This is a genomic window from Nitrospina sp. P1_D6 (genome assembly GCF_052156615.1).
Lineage (GTDB): Bacteria > Nitrospinota > Nitrospinia > Nitrospinales > Nitrospinaceae > Nitrospina.
Window position 1 is genome coordinate 1 of the sequence record NZ_JBQKUN010000008.1, and the last position, 18,771, is coordinate 18,771.

The 18,771-nt window shown below is 57.8% G+C and carries 18 protein-coding genes; 5 read left to right on the forward strand and 13 right to left on the reverse strand.

Annotated features, from left to right (window positions below; all coding sequences use genetic code 11):
- The 13 genes from ACTRXA_RS12580 to ACTRXA_RS12640 all read right to left on the reverse strand — a co-directional run.
- Window positions 1-1,586, reverse strand: a 1,586-nt coding sequence (locus ACTRXA_RS12580; protein ID WP_442427524.1) for a tetratricopeptide repeat protein, incomplete at its 3' end; no start/stop codon positions are given.
- Entirely contained in the window at window positions 1,586-3,115 is a 1,530-nt protein-coding gene (locus tag ACTRXA_RS12585) for an AAA family ATPase (protein WP_442427525.1), read from the reverse strand. The genes ACTRXA_RS12580 and ACTRXA_RS12585, both read right to left, overlap by 1 nt.
- A gap of 9 nt (window positions 3,116-3,124) precedes the next feature.
- A complete protein-coding gene (locus ACTRXA_RS12590) occupies window positions 3,125-5,089 on the reverse strand; it encodes a secretin N-terminal domain-containing protein (RefSeq protein ID WP_442427526.1) in 1,965 nt (654 codons plus the stop codon).
- A 147-nt stretch (window positions 5,090-5,236) separates the two neighbouring features.
- Complete coding sequence (locus ACTRXA_RS12595) at window positions 5,237-5,665, reverse strand: hypothetical protein (protein ID WP_442427527.1); 429 nt, start codon at window positions 5,663-5,665, stop codon at window positions 5,237-5,239.
- Window positions 5,666-5,672: 7 nt separating this feature from the next.
- Window positions 5,673-6,260, reverse strand: coding sequence for a hypothetical protein (locus ACTRXA_RS12600; protein ID WP_442427528.1), 588 nt, complete (start codon window positions 6,258-6,260; stop codon window positions 5,673-5,675).
- Window positions 6,257-8,083, reverse strand: a complete 1,827-nt coding sequence (pilM, locus tag ACTRXA_RS12605; RefSeq protein WP_442427529.1) for a type IV pilus assembly protein PilM — start codon at window positions 8,081-8,083, stop codon at window positions 6,257-6,259. Before pilM ends, ACTRXA_RS12600 begins: the two co-directional genes overlap by 4 nt.
- Window positions 8,084-8,266: 183 nt before the next feature.
- The gene (locus ACTRXA_RS12610) at window positions 8,267-9,364 is read right to left on the reverse strand and encodes a DUF7305 domain-containing protein (RefSeq protein ID WP_442427530.1); all 1,098 of its coding nucleotides are present in this window, start codon (window positions 9,362-9,364) and stop codon (window positions 8,267-8,269) included.
- A 1-nt stretch (window position 9,365) separates the two neighbouring features.
- Complete coding sequence (locus ACTRXA_RS12615; protein ID WP_442427531.1) at window positions 9,366-9,854, reverse strand: prepilin-type N-terminal cleavage/methylation domain-containing protein; 489 nt, start codon at window positions 9,852-9,854, stop codon at window positions 9,366-9,368.
- Window positions 9,855-9,858: 4 nt separating this feature from the next.
- Entirely contained in the window at window positions 9,859-10,317 is a 459-nt protein-coding gene (locus tag ACTRXA_RS12620; protein ID WP_442427532.1) for a prepilin-type N-terminal cleavage/methylation domain-containing protein, read from the reverse strand.
- The gene (locus ACTRXA_RS12625; protein ID WP_442427533.1) at window positions 10,314-10,775 is read right to left on the reverse strand and encodes a pilus assembly FimT family protein; all 462 of its coding nucleotides are present in this window, start codon (window positions 10,773-10,775) and stop codon (window positions 10,314-10,316) included. The genes ACTRXA_RS12620 and ACTRXA_RS12625 overlap by 4 nt, the downstream gene beginning before the upstream one ends.
- 127 nt (window positions 10,776-10,902) lie before the next feature.
- Window positions 10,903-12,036: a KamA family radical SAM protein gene (locus ACTRXA_RS12630; RefSeq protein ID WP_442427534.1), complete on the reverse strand. Its 1,134-nt coding sequence runs from the start codon at window positions 12,034-12,036 to the stop codon at window positions 10,903-10,905.
- 17 nt (window positions 12,037-12,053) lie between these two features.
- Window positions 12,054-12,296, reverse strand: a complete 243-nt coding sequence (locus tag ACTRXA_RS12635) for a glutaredoxin family protein (protein ID WP_005008148.1) — start codon at window positions 12,294-12,296, stop codon at window positions 12,054-12,056.
- A gap of 12 nt (window positions 12,297-12,308) precedes the next feature.
- The gene (locus tag ACTRXA_RS12640; RefSeq protein ID WP_442427535.1) at window positions 12,309-13,706 is read right to left on the reverse strand and encodes a hypothetical protein; all 1,398 of its coding nucleotides are present in this window, start codon (window positions 13,704-13,706) and stop codon (window positions 12,309-12,311) included.
- A 183-nt stretch (window positions 13,707-13,889) separates the two neighbouring features.
- Here ACTRXA_RS12640 and ACTRXA_RS12645 point away from each other — a divergent pair, with 183 nt between their 5' ends.
- Genes ACTRXA_RS12645 through ACTRXA_RS12665 form a run of 5 tightly spaced genes read left to right on the forward strand, consistent with a single transcriptional unit; the run spans window position 13,890 to window position 18,701 of the window.
- Entirely contained in the window at window positions 13,890-15,335 is a 1,446-nt protein-coding gene (locus tag ACTRXA_RS12645; protein ID WP_442427536.1) for a circularly permuted type 2 ATP-grasp protein, read from the forward strand.
- A gap of 45 nt (window positions 15,336-15,380) precedes the next feature.
- Window positions 15,381-16,364 carry an alpha-E domain-containing protein gene (locus ACTRXA_RS12650; protein ID WP_442427537.1) on the forward strand — a complete coding sequence of 328 codons (984 nt, stop codon included), beginning with the start codon at window positions 15,381-15,383 and terminating at the stop codon, window positions 16,362-16,364.
- Window positions 16,361-17,095, forward strand: a complete 735-nt coding sequence (locus ACTRXA_RS12655) for a peptidase (RefSeq protein ID WP_442427538.1) — start codon at window positions 16,361-16,363, stop codon at window positions 17,093-17,095. Before ACTRXA_RS12650 ends, ACTRXA_RS12655 begins: the two co-directional genes overlap by 4 nt.
- A 19-nt stretch (window positions 17,096-17,114) precedes the next feature.
- Window positions 17,115-18,002 carry a transglutaminase family protein gene (locus ACTRXA_RS12660; protein WP_442427539.1) on the forward strand — a complete coding sequence of 296 codons (888 nt, stop codon included), beginning with the start codon at window positions 17,115-17,117 and terminating at the stop codon, window positions 18,000-18,002.
- 9 nt (window positions 18,003-18,011) lie between these two features.
- Entirely contained in the window at window positions 18,012-18,701 is a 690-nt protein-coding gene (locus ACTRXA_RS12665) for an LON peptidase substrate-binding domain-containing protein (protein WP_442427540.1), read from the forward strand.
- Window positions 18,702-18,771 lie beyond the last annotated feature (70 nt).

The window sequence follows — 18,771 nt, forward strand, 5'->3', positions numbered from 1 at the left end:
TTCATGGTGAGGGCCGGCCGGGTGGAGGCAGCCAGTTCGACGAACCGGTTGTAGTACACGATCGCATCCTTCAGGCGACCCGTTTCCTCATACAGGAGGGCGAGGTTGTAATATCCCTCCGGGTGGCGGGGTTCCAGGTTGATGACCTTCCGGTAAAGCAACTCGGCGCGCCGATAATGCCGCTGCTGCTTGTAGAGGATGGCAAGATTGTTGATGCTTTCCACATTTGCGGGATCAAGCTCCGTCGCCTTCTCGAAATAACGAACGGCATTGATACCGTCACCCATCTGGTAATAGATGAGGCCCAGGTTGTTGTACGCTTTGCCGTAGTTGGAATCGAGCCGGACCGCCTGAAGCAATTCGCCTATGGCCTGCTGGGGCTTGCCCATTTCCTTATAGATCAAAGCCCGGTTGTTATGAATGCGCGCGTTGGTGGGATCCCGCCGCTTCGCTTTTTCATAATACTTCAGAGCCGCAAAATAATCTTTGTTGCGGTGGTGGAATGTGGCGATATTGAAATAGCGCGATTTATCATCCAGGGATCGAGGATCGAATCCGGTTTTCATTTTTTCCGTGGTGGCGCGGTCGTTCTCATTGGGAACAACCGAAATGGATTCGTCGCCCACCACCTGCTCAGTTTCGTTGGTCACCGTCACAATGGTCTCCGTTTCCTGTTCCGGCTGATCGGTCTGCTGCGTCTCCATTTCAGGAGGCTTTGGATTTTCCTTTATCAGGTCCGTGACGGGAACTTCCTGCGCGAGTTTGCTTTCACCGGAAACGGGTCCGGTCTGGTTTTTCTTTTTGGATTGGGTGTTGCTTTCCGGTTCCAGCCTGGCTTCCGAATTCAACCCCTCAGTCAAGGCTGCCACCTGCTCCAGCGCGGATTCCGGTTTGACAAAGGGTTCATAGGCCACGACTTCCTCCTTATCAGGAGTAACGGGAGGAATCGCCCGGACCGGTTTCGGCTTGGATTTCTTGATCGATTTCTGAACCGTGGTCGAACGCGTTTTTTTCTTTGTTCCGGTCCCGCTCACCTGGCTTTTCTGCTTTTTCGTCCCCCGGATGCCCTTTTTGCCGGAAACTTCTTCCGGTGCCTGTTTCTGTTTGGAAGTCGAAATCACCGATGCCATTCCGGTTCCGCTTTTTTCAGGATTTTTGCTGGAGGGGGGGGTGTTCTTTCCCTTGCCGCTCTGGGTTTTCGTCCCGCCAGGCTCGGGGGATGGCGCGTTCGGGTTCATGGCCACAACAGCCACCGGTTCCGATTTCGAAAACCCGTTATTACCTGTCTGGGTCTGGGAATCCTGGAATGTGGAAACGGTTTCCGGACCGGTTTTCTTACGGACTTCGCCCGGCATGGGAGGTTTGGCCAGCAGGAGAGGTTTGACCTCGGCCTTGTAGTTTGCGGAAGGGATGAGAACAGTGATCAGCCCGCCGGCCAGAATCAGAATCCAGCCCAGAAGGGACAACGCCCTTTGATACTTTGGGGACAGACTTGAAAAAATGGAACCGCGCAAACGGTTTTGCGCGGATTGATCCTTGTCACGTTCCTTTTGCGCTTTTTTCAGACTGTCCGCAATGAGGCTCATTAGAGGCCGCCTTCTATGCCCTTTGGACTGTAGGAAAGCAGAATCGGGTCGTTGCCTTCGGCTTCCAGACGATGCATGTCGTCGCGGGCTTTTTTGATTGTATCATACGGCCCGATATAAACAACATACCAGGGTTTACCGGAAAGAGTGCTTTCCCGGATGTACCCTTCAAACCCTTTTTTGTCCAGATCCTTCAATACCCGGGCGGCATTGGCCTGCTTGCTCCATGAGCTGATCTGGATGCGGAACAGTTCCTCCTCCACCGGTGCCGGAAAGTTCAGGGGCAACCGGATAATGTTCTCGGGGGAAACAACACCCAGAACCTGCTTTGGCGCTTCCTGCAAAACTTTCACCGGTTTCGTTTTTTCCGAAGTGATCTTGGGTTTCTGCACAGGCGCCTGGACAGGAGGCAGCTTCGGCTGCAGTGTCGGAATCCCTTTTGCCTCCGCCGGAGTTCCGATGGAGATGGCCGAACCGATGGAATGCTTCAGGTTGTTCACGGTTCGTGAAAAAGCGGAGTCTCCCTGTACGAAAAACAACGCGCCCGCCACAAAAAACAGGATGGACGCCGCAACCGCAAGCCTCAGTTTCATGACCGGATCGAAACTGGGGCGCTGGTCTTCGTCACCCAGAAGGCTCTTGATCGCCTGCCGCACGTGTTTTGCGTCGATGCACTTGGTGCGTTCGTTGTAGCCGGCAAGCAGGGCCCGGTCGCAGACGAGGTTGATCAGCCTCGGATAACCCTGCGTATAAGAATAGATGGCCTTGAACGCGCCGCGGCTGAAGGTGACCCGGGGCGTGGTGGAAGCCACACGCAGGCGGTGATACACGTAAGTGCGGGTCTCTTCACTTGTCAGGGGCCGCAGATCGTAACGAACCGAAATTCGCTGGTTGAGTTGCTTGAGCTGGGGCAGGTTCAGTTTTTCCTCGAATTCCGACTGGCCGACGAAAATGATCTGCAGGAGTTTTTCCTTGTCCGTCTCCAGGTTGGACAACAGGCGGATCTGCTCCAGGACATCCAGGGAAAGATTCTGCGCCTCATCGATGATGACCACCGTCGAGCCCCCGGCCGCATACTGGTCCAGCAGGAAATCGTTCAATGCATCCAGAAGTTCTTTTTTGGATGCGTTGCGCAGCCATTTGACCTGCTCCACGGTCCATTTTTCGTCACTCTTGCCGTTTTCCTCCACCCAGATATCGGATTCCTGCGCGTTCTGCTTATGTTCCATGTAACGGGGCCGCACACTGAGATCCTGCACCAGCGCCCGCAAAAGGTCGGAGGAGGAAAGAATGGGATTCAGGATCAGGGCCACCTTGTCCTTTTCATCCATGTTCTCCAGAAGAGCCCGGCACAACGTCGTCTTGCCGGTGCCGATTCCCCCGGTGATGGCCATGAATCCTTCCCGCTGGCTGATGCCGTACATCATGTGGTCCAGCGCTTCCTGGTGACCATCGCTGAAAAAGATGAACCTGGGATCGGGTGTCAGGCTGAATGGTTTTTCCTTGAAGTTGTAAAATACCGTATACACAGCTTCCCCCTATTCTTCCATCATCGCCTGGGTCTGCGTGGGCGTCATGAACTGCTTGAACCGTTCGTATTCCTGCTTCAAACGTTCATCGATCGATTGACCCACCATGACTTTCGGCGTGAGGATGATTACCAACTCGGTCTTTTCATCCACGCTGGCTTCGTACTGGAACAGTTTTCCCAGCAGAGGAATCTTGCCGAGGAATGGAACTTCGTTGTTGTCCCGCTGGCGCGTGTTTTTCATGAGGCCGCCGATGACGATGGTCTGCCCGCTCCTGGCCATGACCACATTGTTCGACTCACGCACATCGAGAATGGGCACCGTGTTCAATCCGTCGGGTGAAGTGCGCTCTCCCGACCGCTCCGAAACACTTGTGTTGATGCTCATGATCACCGTGCCGTCCATGTTGATCTGCGGCAGCACATCCAGAACGATGCCGATGGTGATCTGCGACGGCACGAACTGCGTGGCCGAGGCCTGCGTGGTGGTGGCCGGAATGACGATGGGCAGGAAGAAAATATCCTCCGTCCCGACCTTGATCACCGCCCGCTGGTTGTTGAGAGTCGCGATCTTCGGGCTGGACAGCACGCTGACGTTGCCCTGCTGCCCGAGCGCATCGATCAGCACGCTGATCTGGGTGTTGCTGAGTCCGTAAAAAATTCCACCCGCACCCGCCACCATGGTTCCCAGAGCGCTGCCGGAACCTGCTGAATTGGCAAAATTGAACGGCTGTCCCGGTCCCGGGCTCAACCCCTGGAAAATGTCGGGATCGCCGTCATTGATGATCTTCAACGGGCTCACCTGGCTCCAGTCCACACCCAGCCGGTATTCTTCATTCAGGTTCACTTCCAGGATCTTGGCCTGGATGAACACCTGCCGCTGAACGGAGCCCTCCACCGCTTCCAGGAATTCCGCTACCTCCAGCAACACATCCGGGTAATGGTGAACGATGACCACACCCGCCTGCCGGTTGATGGTGAAATAGCTGTCCGATTGCTTCTCCTCATCCGTGGGACTGGGGAGCTTGCTTCCCGTTTCGTCGTCCCTCACCGGCTGGGTCTGGGCCGCCGGCGGGTTGATGCCCAGCAGGCTGCCCAGCATCCCGCCGCCCTGCTGCTGGCCGCTGGATCCCGACTGCCGTCCCCGGTTTTGCTGCTCCTCAAAGATTTTCTCCTCGTCCATCCGGTTGGGATCTTCAATCTTGCCCTCGACGATGCGCTTGAGGCCGAAGAAAATCTCGCGCCACAGATCGTTGCGTTCGGAGGTGACCATCTGCGTGAATGTGCGGTTCAGCATTTCCTGCTGACCTCCGCCGTTGTTGCCGCCCCCCACACCACCTCCCGATCCCGAATTGTTGTTGCCGGACACAACGCTGTTCTGAATGCCGGAAGTGCCCTGGCCGCTCAGGGACTGCACGTTGCTGACCCCCGCCCGCTGGGAAACGATGTAATTGAGCCGGAACATGCGCGTCTCCATCTTCTGCTTGAAGACGCGGATGAACTTGCCGTCGAATTTATAATCGAGATGGAGCGGGCTGAGGATGTTCTCGAGCGCTTCCGAAATGGTCACGTCCTTCAGGTCCACCGTCACTTTCCTGCGGATGTCGGGATCGATGACGAGGTTCTGCCGGACGCCTTTCGACAGCGCCAGCAGGATGTTCTTGATGTCCGCGTCCTGGGCCGAAAGGGTGAATCGGGGACCGTCCCGGCGCAACTGTTCCAGCCGGATGCTTTCCTCGCCCAGGCTTTCCGAAACAAACTCCGGCTGGCTCATCATCAGTTCAGACGAGGGCCCCTGCCCCCCCGGTTGCGGACCGAAGGAGTCCGGTACCTGGCTGTCAAAAGTCCGGTTGATTTCCGCCGCGTTGTTTTTTGAAAGCGGTGAATCGTAGTACGGGTTCGATGCGCAGGAAACCCCGCCCCACAAAACCCACGCGACAGCAAAGGCACAATATGGTTTGTTTAACCTTGCCATAAGACACGCAGAAAGTATTTAAATTTGTTGAAATTTATCTATAAATATTACACCAGAACAAGCCCGTACGCCAGCAAAAAATCAATGTTTTTTATGATTTTTCAAGGACTTGCCAAAAACGGCCCCGCAGGAAGGGGTGGCGGGGGGTCAGGGAAGGGTGCGTTCCACTTTTAAAGGAACGGGTTCCAGCCGCAGGGTCTGGGTCTTTTTATTACCCATCAGCACCACTTCATCGCGGCCGATATCGACGATTTCGTGGCCGAACAGGGTGTCGCCCACCAGAAAATTCTCATTGTTGATCACCGCAACGGGACGGGGCCCGCCCCACACCACGGCCTGCAGGGTGAGCGGCGGCAGTTCGGGAGCCTTGACCTCTTCCTTCTTTTTCGGCGGCGGCTCCACCATCTCGCCTTTTCGCGCCTTGTAATACACCCCCGACGGCAGGGCAAACGGATTGCCCTGATACGAGTCGCTGTCCCGCACCGCCCAGGCCGGGGCCGGAGGCCAGGCCAGGGTGGCTGCCAGAAGGGCTCCCACCAGCAAAACGGTTCGTTTCCCGATGCGTTTGAGGTTCACGGCTTCCTCACGAAACCAGAAGTTGGATGATCAATTCCGACTCCACCAGCGGGTGCGTCTCCCGCGTGCGGAGAATCCGGAGCTCTTTAATCGACAGAACCGCAGGGATGCTCTCCAGCGATTTCACAAACCGGCCCACGCCCTGGTAGTGGCTCTTGATCGCCAGCGTCATCGTCACCGCCCGGAAATTACCGCCCTTGAACTCCACCCGGGTTTCATGGGAGTTGAAGCGCAGCATCTCGGCCCGGTGGGTCTTGGCCTGCCTGCCCAGGGCCTGGACGATATCTTCCACATTCTCGGTCATGCTGGACTTGATGTCCGAAATTTCATGGCGCAGGATTTTGATTTCCCCCTCGGTCCGTTGAATCTCCCTTGTGAGCTTCTCCGCTGAAGAGCGGTTCAGCACCATCTTGAAGCTTTCCAGGTTATTCAGGACTTCCTGGGTCCGTGCCGCCAGGCGTTCCCGCTTTTTCATGATGGGAGAATACTCAAACTGGTAATACCCGACCCCGATCACTATCAGCATCGTGATCACGAGGAACGCGAATTCGCGCTTCGTCAGTTTGTCCCACCAGTTGGGTTCCAGGGATATCATATTCTTTTTTCCGGAAGGGGTTTTTGGGGGGACACCGTTTTAATGAACAGGGTGAAATCAAGCCCCTTGCGCGTGTACTTGTCCTTGTCGGACACCTGTGACTCCAGCAGCTTGACGTCCGAAAAATGCGGGTAGGACTTGAGTTCCTTCAAGAATTCTTCCAGCGACTGGAGCACCCTCCGGCGGTTGCCGAAGATGGTGCCCCGCACCAGGAAACCCCAGCCCTTCTGCACCACCCGCGTTTCCATTTCCGCGGTTCCGCCGTTTTCCGTCTCTTTTCCGTTCTCCCCGTTCTTTCCGTACTCGCTGAAAGTGACCTGCTCCAACGCCATGTTCCAGGACACCCGGCGGGCGATGTCGTTCAGCACCTGCGGCAGGTCGATCGGCGTGATTTCCTTTTGGGGTAACTGGTCCAGCTGGGCCTGCAACAGGTCCTTCACCTCTTTCAGGTTTTCCAGTTTGCGTTTCGGCACGTCCAGCGCCACGAATCGCTGACGCAACTCGTTCAGGTGACGCGTTTCCAGCGACAGGAATTGCTCTTTTTCATAGGTGTCGATACGCAGGAACAAACTGATGGCGGCGAGTAAAATGACGAGCAGGGCCACGGGCGCGAACCGGGTCAGTTCCTGCACGCGCTTGGAAAACGTCTGGCGCAGGTGCTCGGGAAACAGGTTGACGTGTTCGCACTGGTCCGCGGCACAACCGGCCGCGGCCACCATGCTGTAGCCGAAATCCTCGGCATCCCCTTCCCGTTTCAGCTTGCTGGAAACTTCCAGCTGGGCCAGGGGATTGTAAGCGGTCACGGTGAGGTCCAGCCGTTCGTGAACGTGATCGAGCAGGCCCTTGAGCCCCGCCCCGCCCCCGGTGAACACCACCCGTTCCACCGTCGTCATGATGTACGAGTTCATGAACGACTCGATGGACCGTTCGATCTCCTCCACCTGCCGTTCGATGACCGGAAGAACCCGGCCTCGGATCTCACTGGCCGGAATGCGGTCGTGGGTCTCTTCATCGCTGCCTTCCAGGGGAAGGCCGTAGCGGTGCTTGATCTCCTCGGCGCGTTTTTCATCGACCGACACCACGCGTCCGCTTTCGGTCACGTATTCGCCGACCAGCGCCTGCGTGACGTTGATGCCGCCATTGGGAATCTCGCGGGAAAACAGGATCTCGACGCCGGTCACAAAGTACACGCGCGTGCGTTGCGCCCCCATGTCCACAAAGCAGGTGGTGTACCCTTCCTTGTGCGTGTCCTCCACCCAGACGTTGTCGTATTCCTCCAGCGCGATCGGATGCGGCATGATGCCTTCCACCCTGAGTCCGGCATGGTGGGCAATGCTGGCCAGCCTCTCCATCTCTTCCCTCGGCGCGATGACCGCGAGCACCTCGTCGAAAGGCAGGCCCTCCTGCGTGGTCTCGCCCAGCACATGGTAATCCAGCACCGCTTCTTCCGGAGAAAACATCATGGACTCGCGGGCGTCCCACTTGATCGCCTCCACCACTTCGTTTTCCGGCATCTTCGGGATCTGCAGTTTGCGGATCAGCACGTTGTAACTGCCGATGGTCAGGAACACACGATTGCTTTTGATGTTGTTGCGGGTACACAGCAGGCGGATGAGTTCGCCGACCATATCCTGGTTGCCTTCGCTTTCCGCAATGGATTTCGGGATCACCTGGTGACCGTAGTTGCCGATGGACCAGCCCCCCACCCGGGCATTGAGCTCGACGATCTTGATCGAATGCGACCCGATGTCCAGACCCACTGCCGACTTGCCGATCGGAAGGGAGGGCAACTTCGTGAGTTTGGGAAAAGAGGGAAATTTCATCCCGCCGCCTCAAAAAAAGGGAAAATCAAGCCGTTTCAAAGACTTGAAATCTGACTGCCTGTGATGCTCCATTTTAACCCAAACACCCCGCCCCGCCTAATACTATTTTTTTCAATACTTTACAAAAATCACGAAATCGGGACGATTTTTGAGGGCGGTGGGGAAAGTTTCCTTACTGGAAAATCAGGGGAAACACTGGTTGTACATGGGGGAGTTCACCCCGGCCGTGGAACCGTGGGTGGTGACCGTCCTCCTATCCAGCCGGCCGTCATCCGCAATGGCCGCACCGGTGAATTGAGCATCATCCCGGACTTTAAAATCCCTGTTGGTGATCACCCCGCCAACAAAGACGCTGTCATCCTCGAACTCAGCGTGGTTGCCCGCCAGGACCAGCACGCGGGCGGGGTCCCCGCTGGGAACATTGATCGACGCCTGGTCCACCAAAGTCAGTTTCTCATCCGTATGGATGGTCAGGGTGCCGTTGACGGTGATCGAAGCATTGTCCTCGAGGGTGATGTCGTCTCCCGTCACGATGGTCACGTCGCCATTGATGGTGATCTGGGCAAACAGTGATAATTCCATTTTTTCAGCGATATAAACCGTGAGCGGTCCGTTGATGATGACATTGCCCAAGAGCTGGGTCCAGGAGCAGTACTGGTAGGGAGCCGCAAACCCCACGCCCAGAAACGGGGGATACGAGAGGTTCGGGCAGCCTGCAGGATTGGGAGGAAGCGTGATCGGATCCACAAGAGGGGTCGCGGGGCAGTAACCGGTCTCCACGTTCCCCACCACGGTTGCCTGGCCGTGGATGTTCGGGTTGCCGCAGGTGGTGAGGACATTGGGCACCAGCTTGCACGCCGAATTATTGACGATGGTCTTGGACACTTCCTGCTGGGCGCCGCGGTAGGTGCCGACGGAGGTGACGACCACGGTGCTGGAGTCGATCGGCGCGAAGGTGATGTCGAACTGCCCGTTTCCCGAGCCGAAGGTCTTGGTGAAGCCCACCGTCAACAGGGTCCAGTCGGTGTTGGCGGTCACGGCGGGGCACGCCGGATCGTTGTTGAGCAAACATTTCTCCGTGTAACGCAGTCCGGACTCCGCCGTCATGAACGCGTTGACCCCGGTGGAAGCGAGGCTGGAGCCATACTGCTTGGTCTGCGTCTGCGAAAGGAAACTGAGCGCGATGGCGGTCACCAGCGTCGCGCCAAGCAGAACCATCACCAGCGCGGCGATGCCCCGCTGGTTGTGCAACGATCCGAATTTGTATCTCCAATTCAGCATATCAGCTCAACGTCCGCGGCCGCACCGCCGAGGTCAGGGTGAAGTTTCCACTCACGGTTCCGCTCAGGGTCATGGAAATGGTGTACCAGCCGCCGTTGTCGGTGATCGAAAAGGCCGTCATGTTGTTGGCGATGGTGGTGGTGGCACCTCCGTTGCGTTGCAGGGTCTGGGCTCCGGGACTGTAGGTGTAATTGATGTTGTTTGTCGCAGGGTCCTGCGGGTAACCGAACTGCTTGTCAAAGGAGAAGTTGTTTCCGGCAATGGCGATGGAGGCGGGGTCGGCGATGCGCAACTCCCGCACCACCACTTCCATGGCAACGTACGCCCGCGTCACCCGGTCCACGCGTTCCGAATGCTGTTGATCCACTTCCGCCGATTGAAACAGGAACTGCGCGCCCACGGCGATCATGATGCCGAGGATCACGATCACGAGAATGATCTCCACCATCGTCATGCCGCGCTGGTTATGAAGCGTGTGTCGGAAGTTCATGGCGTCAGTCCGTCGCAAACAGGGCGTAAAAGGAAACGGGGGTCATGTTGGCGCGCGTCACCGTGAGCGTGACTTTTTTGGCGAAGGTCGCACCGGGATTGGAGGTGTCGGGATCGTTGGCATCGACATCCGCCACCACCCAGGCAAACGTGTAGGCGCCGAACCCGGCAACCGCGCACTGCACCTCGGTGACGGTCGCCTGGAACGCCGCGCAGGTGTAGCTGCCCGCCGCCGGAATCTGCGTGCGGGTTTTCTCCGATATCGCCTCCATCTGCAACTGCGCCAGCTCCGCCGCCTCGATGGTGTACTCCGGAATGACAGAACCTTTCAGGGACGAGAACGCGATCATGATTGACGGCACGGCGATGGCCACGATGAGGATGGCGATGATGATCTCCATCAGGGTGAAGCCCCCTTCGGAACCGAGTCTTGCCGGCCGTATTTTATGGATTCGATGCATCATGAGATGATCACCCTCCCGGAGAACGCTTCCACGGTGATGGAGTTGTTGGAGCCGTCGGGCGCCGTCAGCGTGATGCTGCTGATGGTCTGGGGCTCGCCGTACTTGTTGAAGTTGATGGTGCCGCCTGAGGTGATGGTGACGCCGCCGGGAAACGTGCGGTTGGCGGTGAACGCCCCGACCGGATCGGTCAGCGTATAGGTGGACGAGCCGCCGGTAAAGGTGATGCCGATGGGACTGCCGGCCGCCGGGTTGCGTGCCATGGCGAGCTCCTGCGCGAACTTGAGGTCCGCCGCCACCATGCTGGTGGCGCTGTTCAGGGGGATGGCATCCGACGAAAGCCGGGGCAGAAACATGGCCCCCAGCACTCCCACCAGGATGATCACCATGATCGCTTCCAGCAGGGTGAATCCGTGTTCGTTATGAAAACCGTTCGGTTGAGGTGCGTTCCGTCGCCTCATGATTCCCCGGAAATTTGAGGTTCACGAAAGCCCGGAAACCCTGCGGGCGGGTCACAAGGGCCTTACAGACAGTATAAGGGCATTGTGCTGAATGAAAAGGAGTTTGAGGGATTTAAAGTGAGCCGTTTCAGGCCAGTTCGCATAATTTGCTGGAAGGGGCCGGTTGCTCCGGTTGCGGGGTTTTGCGTTTCGGCTGTTTTTCCACCGGTTGCGGATAGCGGAAGGTCTTGCCTTCGAAATTCCGAACCACCACCTCTTTGTCGGTGAACTCGACGATGGAATCCGGAAGCAGGCGCACCTTGCCGCCGCCTCCCGGCGTGTCGATCACGAAGTAAGGCACCGCCATGCCGGAGGTGTGGCCCTGCAGGCCGCGGATGATCTCCAGCCCTTTTTCCACCGAGGTGCGGAAGTGGTCGGTGCCGACGGTCATGTCGGCCTGGTAGAGGTAATACGGTTTCACGCGGATGCGCAGGAGTTTCGTCACGAGTTCCTTCATCACCTCCACCGTGTCGTTGACGCCTTTCAGCAGGACGGTCTGCGCGCCGAGCGGCAGGCCCGCGTCGGCCAGCCGGTTGCACGCCACTTCCACTTCCGGCGTGATCTCGTCCGGGTGGTTGAAGTGCAGGTTGGCGTAGAGGGGATGGTATTTTTTCAGGATCTCGCACAGCTCCGGCGTGATGCGGTCGGGCAACGTGCCGGGCACGCGTGTGCCGATGCGGATGATTTCCAGATGCGGTATTTCGCGCAGGGCTTTGAGAATGCGTTCCAGTTCCTTGTCGGGAACCAGCAGGGGGTCGCCGCCGGACATGATGACATCGCGGATTTCCGGGTGCTGGGCGATGTACTCGATGCCCTGGCGAAGCGTTTCGCGGGTGACGATGCCGGGAAACCCGATCTTTCGTTTGCGCGTGCAGAAGCGGCAGATGATGGGGCACTGGTTGTTGAGCATCAGCAGGACCCGGTCCGGGTAGCGATGCACCAGTTCCGGCACGGGCATGTCCTTTTCCTCGTTCAGGGGATCCGAGTCCAGGCCCTCTTCGGAGCTCAGCAGGTCGTCCAGCTCATCGGCGGTGGGCACCACCTGTTTCCAGAGCGGGTCGTGTTCGCTTTTCACCTGTTTCAGGAAATAGGAGTTGATGCGGATGGGGAAGATTTCCGCAACCTTCTTCAGTTTTTCCCGGTACTGTTCATCGCCGGAGACGAAAGGAAGATCCTCCACCTTGACGACGCTGTCACTCAATTGCCTTTGCCAGGATTGCATGGCTACCTTTTCCGATTTCAGTTGGAGTTGTTGGAGTACGTGGATTTCAGGTATCGGATGATTTCGTACTCGTCATGCAGGATGACGTCGCCATCGACGAGAACGGGAACGAAGGTCTGGCCGGTCAGTTCCTTGACTTCCTGCCGCTGGTGGTGCGGCGCGGGGACCATGATGGTTTCGTAATCGAGGTCCAACTGCTCGAGTGCGGATTGCACCATGGTGCAGTAACCGCAACCGTAAACACTATAAAATTTAATCATTTTCACTTTTCTTCACTTTCCGGCGGCGCATGGTACCATGACCGCATCCACCATGCCATGAATTTTCTTTTTGTCCTGCGGACACAGGGTGGCGAGGATGCCGCCCAGAGGCGCCTCCTCCCCGGTCACGAAATAATACGGCGTCAACCGCACCCGGCATTCCATCGTTTCGACGGTCTGCGCCCCGTGGTTCCAGAAGGGTTGGCGGAACCGCTTTCCCTTGTGAAACGCCTGCAGGATGTGCGGTTGTTCAGGAAACGCGTTCAATGCGGACTGCAACGATTCCTGCCACTGTTCGGCGGGAACATCGTGCCCCACCACCACACCGCGGCTCCCCCAGGCATCCGGACTGAAGCCGGAAGGCTTGATGACCAGCTCCCGCTCCTTCTGGGTGAGGTCGTATAACATCTTCCAGTCATTGACGTTATCACCACGCACCGAAAGGCCGGGAATGACTCCGTGGGGCGGCAGGGGCCGTGAATCCAGAACCCAGGTACTTGGAATTAGATGGTTCAGGAGGTTAAAAGTTTCATCCCCCAGCGCTTTTTCCCACCACGTGGCGAGCGCCGGATGATGAAACAGGGCAAAACTCAGCTTCTCCTCCAGATGCGGCTTGTAGGGCGGGGTCGCCTTCACCCGCCCCTTCTTCACCGCGTAAGCCACCAGTTCGGCCTTCGGGATGTTCTTCAGGTCGAACAGCTCGAAGAAGCGGTAAATCACATCGAGCGCGACCTCCCGCTCTCCATCCTGCACGTAGAGTCCGTCTTCCTTAAACAGCAGGTCGCGCGGATGGACGACATAGACCGGCCGTCCCGCCTCTTTCAGCACGCGCCCCAGGTACTGCATCTCGTTCAGGTAATCCGCCGCCTCGTCGGAAACGACGATCGCGGCGGTGCATCCCTCCACTCCCGCCACCGACTCCAGCATGCGGTAGAACAGTTCCGGGATCCCTCCCGCCTTCGTACCGACAATATCCTCCCCACCGTACAGCGTCATCAACCGCGTGGTGACGCCGAAACCGCCGGGCACGGAGTCGAGCTCGGTTATGGCAAAACCGTCATCGAGCGCCATGACGTCAGGGCGGAGGATGCCGGGCAACTTTCCCTTGAAGCGGTTCATGCGGGCGAGGTCGGTCAGCTCCGAAGGCTTGCCGGCGTCCAGGTATTCGGCGATCCATGCGGGCATCTTGCCCTTCGCGCTGTCCAAGTAGAGGCGGTTGAGGGCGGTGTAAAACGTGAGCAGGTGCCCGCCCAGGTTTTCAAAAAAGGCGACGTCCTTCGCCGGAAGGTAAAACGGTTGCGGCGAGATGCGCCAGGTGTTGGCCGGGTCGTCCGATTTCGGGGAATACACTCCGGAGGCCACCAGGGCGTTTTCAATGTCGGTGCATTGGGCTGAGGGACCTGCGATCATGATTTCTGATAGATGGTTGATGAATGATGAACCGATTGCGACTATCATTTATAAAGATGCCCGGATTGCCCGAAGGGTTCAAAATGGATTCCGTAAGGGGCCCATTTGGCCTGGAATCAGCTTTTTCCCCTTCCGAACCGCATTTTAAAGTCGTGAACCCTGTGTTACTATTACACTACTTCTATGAATTTCAAAGACTACGACCCCGGCCATTTTTACGACGAAATCTTCGAGGGCCCGGGCCGCGCCCGGCCGGGCGTGGAATCGCTGGTCGACCTCCTCCACAACCTGGAAAAAGGCGATCTGCAGCGCCGACAGCGCGCCGCGGAAACCATCCTGCTCAACCTCGGCATCACCTTCAACGTGTACGGTGCCGAACAGGGCGTGGAAAAAATCTTTCCGTTCGACATCATCCCGCGAACCATCAGCGCGAAAGACTGGGACTACATCGAGCGGGGGGTCAAGCAACGCATCTTCGCCCTCAATGAATTCATCAAGGACATCTATTCCGACCAGAAAATATTAAAGGACGGCGTGGTGCCGAAAGATTTGGTGCTTTCCTCGGAACCGTACCGTAAGGAGTGCATCGGCCTGCGTCCGCCGAAAGGCATCTGGGCGCACATCACCGGGACCGACCTGGTGCGCGACAGGGACGGCCAGTTCTACGTTCTGGAAGACAACCTGCGTTGCCCATCCGGCGTTTCCTATGTGCTCGGCAACCGGCAGGTACTCAAGCAAACGTTTCCCGGCATCTTCAGCGCCATGCGCGTGCGCCCGGTGGATGCGTATCCGAATCTGCTGCTGCAGGTGATGGATCACCTCGTCCCCGAATCGGTGCGCGATCCCTGCCGCGTCATCCTGACGCCGGGGGTCCACAACTCAGCGTACTTCGAGCATTCGTTCCTGGCCCGGCAGATGGGCATCGAACTGGTGCAGGGAAGCGACCTCGTCGTCTCCGACGATTTCGTCTACATGAAAACGACGCGTGGGTTCCAGCGCGTCGATGCCATCTACCGCCGCATCGACGACGACTTCCTGGACCCGAAGGTGTTCCGCTCCGATTCCCTGCTCGGCTGCCCCGGCCTCATGGAAGCCTACATGAAAGGCCACGTGGCGTTGATCAATGCACCGGGAACGGGGGTGGCGGACGACAAGGCGGTGTACAACTACGTGCCGCAGATCATCCGCTACTACATGAACGAGGACTGTATTCTGCCCAACGTGCCGACCTACCTGGCGGAAAACCCGGTGGAGCGCAGTCACATCATCGACAACCTGAAAAACATGGTGGTGAAGGAAACCAACGCTTCCGGCGGCTACGGCATGCTCATCGGCCCGGCCTCGACCTACCGGGAGCGAAAGCTGTTCGAGGACAAGATCAAGGCCAATCCGCGGAACTACATCGGCCAGCCGGTGATCCAGCTGTCGCGCGCGCCGATCCTGGTGAAGAACCGCTACGAGGGCCGCCACGTGGACCTGCGACCGTTCGTGCTGTACGGCGAGGAAATCCAGGTCATTCCCGGCGGGCTGACGCGCGTGGCGCTCAAGAAAAACTCGCTTGTCGTCAATTCGTCTCAGGGCGGAGGCAGCAAGGACACCTGGGTGCTGTACGATTCGGAGAATGGATGAAGTGATGAGAAATGAAACCTCATTTGCATTTTATAGAGTGACCCCATGCTGAGCCGCGTCGCCGATTCCTTATACTGGATGAGCACATACCTCGAACGCGCCGAGAACGTCGCGCGGTTCATCGACGTCAACCTGCAGATGATCCTCGACCTGCCCCTGTTTCAGAACCAGAACAATCACTGGAAACCGCTGATCAACATCACCGGCGACGAGGAATATTTTTACGAAACCTACGGCGAGCCCACGCGCGAAAACGTGATGCGGTTCCATACCTTCGACCGCAACTACCCGAACTCCATCATCTCCTGCGTCACCGCCGCGCGCGAGAACGCGCGCAGTATCCGCGAAGTCATCTCGTCCGAGATGTGGGAACAGATCAACCAGTTTTACCTGCTGGTGCGCATGGAGGAATCCAACGGCAACGCGCTGTCCAATCCTTTCGATTTCTTTTACGAAGTGAAGACCGCAAGCCACCTGTTCAACGGTGTCATGGACTCGACCATGACGCACGGGGAGGCTTGGAATTTCGCGCACCTGGGGGGCATGCTGGAGCGCGCCGACAAAACCTCCCGCATCCTGGACGTGAAATATTTCATCCTGCTTCCCAAGCTGGAGTATATTGGAACGCCCGTGGACGACACCCAGTGGGCGGTCCTGCTCAAATCGACCAGCGGCCTCGAAATGTACCGGAAACAGTACAAACACATTTCACCGGATAACGTCGTGGACTTTTTGATTCTTAACCGGGAATTTCCCCGCTCGATTCATTTCTGCCTCAACGAAACCGAAGAGGCGCTGTCGAAGATCACCGGTTCGCCGCCCGGCACTTACCGCAACAACGCGGAACAGACACTCGGCCGTCTTCGCTCCCGTATCAATTACACCACCGTCGCGGAAATTTTCTCCCACGGCCTGCACGAATACCTGGACGATTTCCAGGCGGACCTCGTCCAGATCACGCAGGAAATCGGCCGCACGTTTTTCTCGCTGGACCCCCCACAATTCGAAAGAGGAGCGCGACAGGCATGACTTTCTGCATCGGAATCAAGGTCGCCGAGGGGCTGGTGGGCATCGCCGACTCACGCCTGACTTCCGGCACCGAACAGATCCGCGCGCGCAAGCTGTCCATCCACCGCCCCGGCGGGAAACCCATGTTCGTCATGTCCTCCGGCCTGCGCTCGGCACGCGACAAGGTCATCACCTATTTCGACGAGGTGCTGGAGGAGGAACAGGAAAATTTCGACAAGCTGTACAAGGCGGTCAACCGGCTGGCCTCGCAGGTGCGGAAAGTGTCGGACGAGGACAAGAAAGCGCTGGAGGAAAGCAGTCTCGCCTTCAATCTGCACGCGCTGGTGGGGGGGCAACTGGAAAAGGACGCGGAACCCAAACTTTACATGATTTACCCGCAAGCCAATTGGGTTGAAATCGGGCAGGGGACTCCCTATCATATCATCGGCAATTCAGCGTACGGCAAGCCTATCTGCGACCGGGCGCTCCGTTACGACACCGATCTCAAAATGGCCCTCAAGATCGGCGCGCTGGCGTTCGATGCCACCCGGCAGAGCGCCACGGACGTCGGCTTTCCTTTGGACGTGGTGGTTTACCAGGCGGAGACCAAAACCATGCTGGAGTACAGTTACAAGGAACGGGACCTTCGCCAGGTATCTCAATGGTGGAAGAACCAGATCCAACGCTCGCTCCAGGCCCTTCCCTCAGACTGGGTGGAAGCGCTGTTCAACCAACCTTCTTCGCCTTCCTGACTTTCCGGAGGTTTTCCTTATGCTGTTTCGTATCGAGCACGCCATTCGTTATATTTATTCCGACCGTGCGTTCATCGAGCCGATGACCATCCGACTGCGCCCGCGTTCCGACTGCTGGCAGACGCTCCACAAACATTCCCTGGATATCGAACCCGCGCCCAATGGCATGACGGAATCGGTGGACCTGGAGGGCAACTCGGTGGCGTCTATCTGGTCCACGGGCCTGCTGGACCGGCTGTCGATCAAGGCGGTGTCGCAGGTGGAGACAGCGCAGGAAAACCCATTCAATTTCATCATCAACGACAGCCAGGCGTTGAGCCTGCCGATAAAGTACGATGCCAGCTACGGCAATGCGCTCGATCCGTATATCACGCGGGAGTATTCCAGCGATGATGTGCACGAATTTGCCAATGTCCTTCTTAAGGAGTTCGGCACCAACACGACTTCCTTTCTCACAGGCCTCAACCAGTACCTCAATGAAAATTTTAATCGCGTCCTGCGCGAACAGGGTGAGCCGCTGCATCCGTCGGACCTGCTGAAAACGCGGGAGGGCGCATGCCGGGATTTGACCGTTCTGTTCATGGACGTCTGCCGCGTGCTGGGGATGGCCACACGGTTCACCAGCGGTTACTTTTTCGGCGACGACGACGGATTCGACCAGCACGAACTGCATGCATGGGCGGAGGTGTACCTGCCCGGCGGCGGCTGGCGCGGGTACGATCCCACTCACGGCCTGGCGGTGGCGGACCGGCACGTGGCCATGGCCTCGGCCTGCAAGTCTTCCCTCACCGCCCCCACCAGCGGCACCTACCGCGGTACCGGTGTGACTTCCTCCATCGAATACAACATCCAGATCTCGCGCATCGATGCGCTGGAAACCCACAACGCGGACCTGATGGAAGACTGAAGGTAATTCATGACCGATTCCCATTCCGGCGACACGGCGCCCAAACGCATTTCCCTGTTCCCTCTTCCGACTTCGGTGTTCTATCCAAAAACGTACCTGCCGCTCCACATCTTTGAGCCCCGGTACCGCGAAATGATCCAGAACTCCATCGACAACGGCCAGTGGATCGGCATGGTGCTGCTGGAACCTGGATATGAAGAGGAGTATTTTGCCCGGCCGACCATCAAGCAGGTCGGGTGCATGGGCAACCTGGAAAAATGGTTTCAGTACGACGACGGCCGTTACGACATCGTGCTCAATGGCCGCTCCCGTTTCCGAATCGTGAGCGAGGTGGGAGACAACCTGTACCGCGAGGCCGAGGTGGAGCCGCTGGCCTGCACCAACGATGTTCCCCTGGATAAAACGCCGCCACAACTGGACGAACTCACCGCCCTTTACCGGAAATTCATCGAACACCTGCCACGCAAGAACGCGCACAAGGTGGAACTGGACCTCACCCACTGCCAGACGCTGGGTGAGGCGGTGGACCGCGTTGCTTACATGTTCGATTCCGCTCTCGACCAGAAACAGGCCTTCCTCGAAGAACTGGACGTGCGCAAACGTCTCGACCTGATTAAAACCCAGATCAACCTGAAGCTGGAAATCGTGCAACGCTCGCGAAGCTTCTCCAAAGTCAACTGGGACGTCCGCATGAACTGACCCGCCGTGGGCGGGAGCAAATATGCGATGCCGGGGCGTTGTCTTGAGAGTTCCGGGGCGCAAATGGAAT